Genomic DNA, 5,799 nt, shown 5'->3' on the forward strand with positions numbered 1-5,799 from the left:
CAGGATTCCCCGGTCGACCGGGGAATCCTGCTCAGGCCCGCGCCAGCGCGAACGCCGCCTGCACCAGAGCGAGGTGGCTGAACGCCTGGGGGAAGTTGCCGACGAAGCGGCGCCGGGCGGGGTCGTACTCCTCGGCGAGCAGGCCGACGTCGTTGACCAGGCCGATCAGCCGGTCGAACAGCGCGGTGGCGTCGTCGCGGCGGCCGGCGGCGGCGTACGCGCTGACCAGCCAGAACGAGCAGGCGAGGAACGGGTGCTCGTCGCCCGACAGGCCGTCGACCCCGGACTGAGTCCGGTAGCGCAGCAGGAGGCCGTCGCGCATGAGGTCCTCCTCGATCGCCGCGATCGTGCCTAGCATGCGCGGGTCGTCGCCGTCCACGAAGCCGACCAGCGGCAGCACCAGCAGGGACGCGTCCACCTCGGTGGTGTCGTAGTGCTGGACGAAGGTGTTGCGCTGCGGGTCGTAGCCGTGCTCGAAGATCTCCTCGCGCACGGCGTCGCGGACGTCCCGCCACCGGTCCAGGGACGGACGGACGTGCGCAAGCTCGCCGATGCCGTGCTCCTCGACGGCACGCACGCCCCGGTCGAACGCCGCCCACACCATGACCCGGGAGTGCGTGAAGTGCCGCTGCGGGCCGCGGATCTCCCAGAGACCGTTGTCGGGCTGCTGCCAGGTCTTGGCCAGGTCGTCCAGCAGGGTGCGCTGCAGCCGCGCGGCGTCGGCGTCGATCTCCATGCCGGCGGCCCGGGCCGCGGTCAGGGCCACGACGACCTCGCCGAGCACGTCCATCTGGCGCTGGTCGACGGCGGCGTTGCCGATCCGCACCGGCCGGGACCCGGCGTACCCGGGGAGGTGGTCGAGGGTGCGCTCGGGGAGGCGCCGGGCGCCGTCCACGGTGTACATCACCTGGAGGTCCTCGGGGTCACCGGCCACCGCGCGCAGCAGCCAGTCGCGCCACAGCACGGCCTCCTCGATGTAGCCGGCGGCCACGAGGGACTCGAGCGTCAGCGCGGCGTCGCGGAGCCAGCAGAAGCGGTAGTCCCAGTTCCGTTCGCCGCCGAAGTCCTCGGGCAGCGACGTCGTCGGCGCGGCCACGATCCCGCCGGTCTGCTCGTGCGTGAGCAGCCGCAGCGTCACCAGCGAGCGCAGCACCACGTCGGAGCGCGGAAGGTCGGTCCGGCACGTGGCCGCCCACTCCTGGGCCAGCTCGATGGTCTCGCCGACCCGGTCGCCGTGGCTGAGCGCCGGCGGGACCTCGCGGTACGACGGCAGCCAGGTCATCGAGAACTCCATGCGGTCACCGGTGCGCACGGTGAAGGCGTCCCCGTGCCGATGGTCGGTCGCTCGCGGCAGCCTCGGGCCACGCAGCACCAGCCGGTCCGGCCCGGCGGTCGCCACGATCACCTCCTCGCCGGCCACGTGCTGGCGGCGCACCCACGGCCGGACCTCGCCGTAGTCGGCCCGCACGACCCAGTGGTGCAGCATCTCCACCTCGCCCTCGACGCACTCGATACGCCGCAGCAGGTCGGACCGGCCGTCCTGCACGGGCATCACGTCGAGCAGCGTCACGACCCCGGTGGCGGTGGTGAAGGTGGTCTCCAGGACGGCCGAGTGGCCGACGTACGACCGGGTCACCTCGTAGTCGCCGGTGGGGCAGATCTGCCAGTGCCCGTGCTCCTCGGTGCCGAGGAGCGCCGCGAAGCAGGCGGGGGAGTCGAAACGGGGGAAGCACAGCCAGTCGACCGACCCGTTGCGGCCGACGAGGGCCGCCGTGTGCCGGTCGCCCAGGAGCGCGTAGTCCTCGATCGGTTGCGCCATGATGGTCACGGTAGCCAAGCCGCGCTCGCCGCGGTGGTCAACCGCAGACCGGCAGGTGGAGCGCGAAGTGCGCCCCCGGACCGTCCGGCAGCAGGACCAGGTCGCCGCCGTGCCGGCGGGCCACGGTGCGGGCGATCGCCAGGCCGAGCCCGGTCCCGCCGGCCCCGTCGCGGGCGGAGCGGGCCCGGGCGGGGTCCCCGCGGTGGAACCGGTCGAAGACCCGGTCGGCGTCCGCCGGGTCGACGCCGGAACCGTCGTCCCGGACGTCGAGCAGCACCTGGTCGCCCTCGACGCGCGTGTGGACGGTGACGGTGGTGGCGGCGTGCCGGGCACCGTTCTCGAGGAGGTTGCGCACCAGCCGGCGCAACTCGGCCCGGTCGCCGCGCACCGGTGCGGCCGAGACCCGCGTGGTGTCGAGGCGTACGCCGGTCGCCGGACGAAGCCGGGCCACCTCCTCGAGCACCAGGTCGTCGAGGTCGAGCGGCAGCAGCGGCGGCGGGGGAGCGCCGTCGTCGTCGGCCGCGAGGTAGAGCAGGTCCTGGACGAGGCGCTCCATCTGTGCGGTGCCGGCGAGGAGGTCCCGCGCCAGCCCCGCGGTGCCGGGGCCGGCGGGGTCCGCCAGCACCACTTCGAGCTCGGCCCGCTGGGCCGCGAGCGGGCTCTGCAGGTCGTGCGAGGCGTCCGCGACGAACGCGCGCTGCCGGGTGTCGGCCTCCTCGAGCCGGCCCAGCATCCGGTTCATCGTGGTGGCCAGGCGGCCGACCTCGTCGTCCACACCCGACTCGGGCACCCGACGGTGCAGCTCGGAGCCGGTGATCGAGTCGACCTCGTCCCGGATCGCGTCGATCCGCCGCAGCGCCCGGCCGAGGATCAGCCAGGTGGCCACGCCCAGCAGGGCCGTGGCCACCGGGACCCCGACCAGCAGGGCCGCGGCAACCGTCCGGCCGGCCTCGGTCACCGCCTCCTCGCTGGTGCCGACGTAGACGGTGACCGGTCGGCCGTCCGGCCCGTCGGATGTGGTCGCCCAGAGCCGGTAGCGCTCGGTCTCGTCGTCGTCCGGGGCGACCACGGAGTGGACCTCGGGTTCGGCACCGGGGCGGGCGTCGGCGATCGGGCCGGCGTTCGTGACGTTCGCGGAGGCAGCCAGCACCGTGCCGTCGGCCGCCACCACCTGGGCCACGCCCTCGGGGCCGACGTCGGTGATCGGGTCGGGCAGCCGGCCGGCCGACGCCGCAGCGGCCAGCTCGCGGAGGTGGGTTCGGTCGACCCGGTCGTTGCTCGCGGTCAGCCGGCTCTGCAGGGCGAGCACCAGCAGCAGCGCCCCGGCCGCCAGGGTGAGGCCCGTGACCAGGACGACCAGGCCGGTGGTGCGGGCCCGAAGGGTGCGCACGTCAGCCGCCGTCCGGGTCCAGCCGGTAGCCCACCAGCCGCACGGTCTGCAGGGCGTGCCGGTCGAACGGCAGGTCGATCCGCTGCCGGAGCTGGCGCACGTACACCTCGACGATGTTGGGGTCGCCCTCGAACGCGAAGTCCCACACGTGCTCGAGGATCTCGGCCTTCGACGCGACCTCGCCCGGGCGACGCATCAGGAACTCCAGCAGCGAGAACTGGCGCGGCGTCAGCTCGACCTGCTGCTCGCCGCGCCACACCCGGTGACCGGCCGGGTCGAGCCTCAGGTCGCCCACGGACAGGACGGTCGGGCGCTCGTGGCCGCCGCGGCGCAGCAGCGCCCGCAGCCGGGCCACCAGCACCAGGTAGGAGAACGGCTTGGCGAGGAAGTCGTCGGCGCCGGCGTCGAGGGCCCGGGCCTCCTCCTCGGGCAGGGACCGCGCGGTCAGCATGAGGATCGGGGTCCAGTCGCCGGCCTCGCGCAGTCGGGCACAGAGGCGGTCACCCGTGAGCTCGGGGAGCATCACGTCGAGCACCAGGGCGTCGTAGTCGTTCTCGGTGGCCAGCCAGTGGCCCTCGGCGCCGTCGAGCGCGACGTCGACGGCGTACCCCTCGGCCTCGAGCCCACGGCGTACGGCGCGGGCGACGTGCTTGTCGTCCTCCACCACCAGGATCCGCATGCCTCCATGCTGGCAGTGCTCCGCTGAACCGGCGCTGAACCCCGGCTGAGCGGCCGGGCGCGGGGGAGACCGGCGTTCAGGGCGGCTTCAGCACCGGTCGGGCACGATGGCAGCACCAGACGACGGAAGGAGCGGGCCACCATGAGGAAGCGGGTTCTGGTCATCGCCACGGGCATCGGCCTCGCAGCCGCCGTGGTCGGCGGCGGCGTTGCCATCGCCGGCGGGGAGCCGGGCGAGGACGGCAGCAACAGCTACACGCAGAAGCAGGCCGACGACGCCACGGAGGCGGCGCTCGAGGCCACCGGTGGCGGCCACGCCAACAGTGTCGAGCGGGACTCCGAGGACGGCGCGACCTGGGAGGTCGAGGTCACGAAGCCCGACGGCAGCACCGTCGACGTACGCCTCGACGAGCACTACGGCGTCGTCGTGATCGAGGGCGACCACGAGGACGGCGGCTGAGCAACGCACCCCGGGCCGGGGCGGTGCCCTGATATGTACGCCGGTCTTGTCAAGGGGCAGGGTGAGGCGCCCGTCGCGGTGATCGTCCGTGGCGGGCGCCTCGTGCTTCGTCGGGTCGGTCTGGGTGAGCGTGTCGTTGGGACGCGCGGTCAGTCTGATATTCGCGGGTTGGTTACCGCAGGACGGGCGGTTCGGCTGGAGCGTGTCCGCTTGTCTAGCAGCGAGCGTGGCCCATGCGTTGCCCCCATGCGTTGCTAGGGGACGCAGGGCTGCTCATAGGGCACTCGCGGGTCGCTCCACGCGCTGCCACCGAGCCGGTTCCGGCGAAGCTGCTGGTGGTCGAGGGGGGCTACATGTCGTCGAGGATGGCCAGTGACCAGCACCAGCCGGCCAGCTCGCGGGCGATCGCGGTGGTGGCGACCTGGTGTCGCTTCTTGCGGTCGATGAACTTCACCCACCGTTGATGGAGCCGCCGGTTGCCTTCATCGCCACGGACCCGTGCGGCGGCGGGGGCCAGGGCCCACCGTTGGTGCATGGCCCTGGACGGCCGGTACGGCGAGCGGTGGTGCCAGGCGGCCTCGACCAGCAGTCGGCGGGCGTGGCCGTTGCCGGTCTTGGTGATCGATCCCTGGGCCCGGGTCTGGCCTGAGGAGTGCTCGGTGGGGACCAGACCCACGAACGAGCCGATCGAGCGGCCGGTGAACCGGTGCCAGTCGCCGACCTCGACCGCGAGTGCGACCGCGGTCAGGGTGCCGATGCCGCGCAGGCACCCCAACCGGTGCACGAGCGGGGTGAACTCGGACTCGGCGGCCATCTGCTCGATCTGGGCGTCGAGCCGGTCCCGGCGGGCCAGCGTGGTCAGCAGTGCGTCGTAGTCGTTGTCGAAGGTCAGCCGGATCGATCGTCCACCAGCCACGGCCAGCTGGTCCAGGGCGTCGTGGCGCAGCCAGGCGTCGTGCTTCGCGGTCCAGGCCTTCCCGCCGTAGTAGACGATCCCGTAGCGCAGCAACAACTTGGACAACCGGTGCCGGGCCCGCATCAGGTCACCACGAGCGTCCTCACGGGCCCGAACCAGGTCACGAGCGGCCTCCTGGTCGATGCTGGGGATCGCGACCGCCGTGATCTCGTCCAGCCGCAGCAGCCGGGCCAGGTGCAGCGCGTCCTTGGCGTCGGTCTTGACCCGATCACCGGCCGGTTTCTGCAACTTCGACGGTGCCACCACCTCACACCGGATCCCCGCGGCGGACAGGTGACGATAGAGCCCGAAGCCGGTCGGGCCGGCCTCGTAGGCCACCGCGACCGGCCCGGGAAGACCCGCCAGCCAGGAGCCGATGTGGTCATAGGACGGGGTCAGCCGGGACTGGAACAACTCGCCGGTGACGCCATCGACCGCCGCAGCAACGACAGCCCGTGCGTGCACATCGAGCCCCACACTCGTACGCTCGGTAAACA

5 protein-coding genes are annotated in these 5,799 nt (G+C 73.0%); 1 reads left to right on the plus strand and 4 read right to left on the minus strand.

The annotated features are described in order from the left end of the window. Positions 1–31: 31 nt before the first annotated feature. Genes EKO23_RS24205 through EKO23_RS24215 form a run of 3 tightly spaced genes read right to left on the minus strand, consistent with a single transcriptional unit; the run spans position 32 to position 3,888 of the window. The gene (locus tag EKO23_RS24205; RefSeq protein WP_134721064.1) at positions 32–1,819 is read right to left on the minus strand and encodes a glycoside hydrolase family 15 protein; all 1,788 of its coding nucleotides are present in this window, start codon (positions 1,817–1,819) and stop codon (positions 32–34) included. Positions 1,820–1,856: 37 nt separating this feature from the next. After that, on the minus strand, positions 1,857–3,209 hold the full coding sequence (locus tag EKO23_RS24210; RefSeq protein ID WP_134721066.1) for a sensor histidine kinase: 1,353 nt from the start codon (positions 3,207–3,209) through the stop codon (positions 1,857–1,859). A gap of 1 nt (position 3,210) precedes the next feature. Continuing rightward, positions 3,211–3,888 carry a response regulator transcription factor gene (locus EKO23_RS24215; RefSeq protein WP_134721068.1) on the minus strand — a complete coding sequence of 226 codons (678 nt, stop codon included), beginning with the start codon at positions 3,886–3,888 and terminating at the stop codon, positions 3,211–3,213. A gap of 141 nt (positions 3,889–4,029) precedes the next feature. Here EKO23_RS24215 and EKO23_RS24220 point away from each other — a divergent pair, with 141 nt between their 5' ends. Further along, entirely contained in the window at positions 4,030–4,347 is a 318-nt protein-coding gene (locus tag EKO23_RS24220) for a PepSY domain-containing protein (RefSeq protein ID WP_134721070.1), read from the plus strand. Between the two features lie 349 nt (positions 4,348–4,696). Here EKO23_RS24220 and EKO23_RS24225 read toward each other — a convergent pair. After that, positions 4,697–5,799, minus strand: a 1,103-nt coding sequence (locus EKO23_RS24225) for an IS110 family RNA-guided transposase (protein WP_246051294.1), incomplete at its 5' end; no start/stop codon positions are given.

Source organism: Nocardioides guangzhouensis (assembly GCF_004519545.1).
Taxonomy (GTDB): domain Bacteria; phylum Actinomycetota; class Actinomycetes; order Propionibacteriales; family Nocardioidaceae; genus Nocardioides; species Nocardioides guangzhouensis.

What these genes read in the sequence shown, in the direction of transcription:
- EKO23_RS24205 (WP_134721064.1), bottom strand. Translation starts at nt 1,819, where the DNA reads ATGGCGCAACCGATCGAGGACTACGCGCTCCTGGGCGACCGGCACACG.
- EKO23_RS24215 (WP_134721068.1), bottom strand. Translation starts at nt 3,888, where the DNA reads ATGCGGATCCTGGTGGTGGAGGACGACAAGCACGTCGCCCGCGCCGTA.
- EKO23_RS24220 (WP_134721070.1), top strand. Translation starts at nt 4,030, where the DNA reads ATGAGGAAGCGGGTTCTGGTCATCGCCACGGGCATCGGCCTCGCAGCC.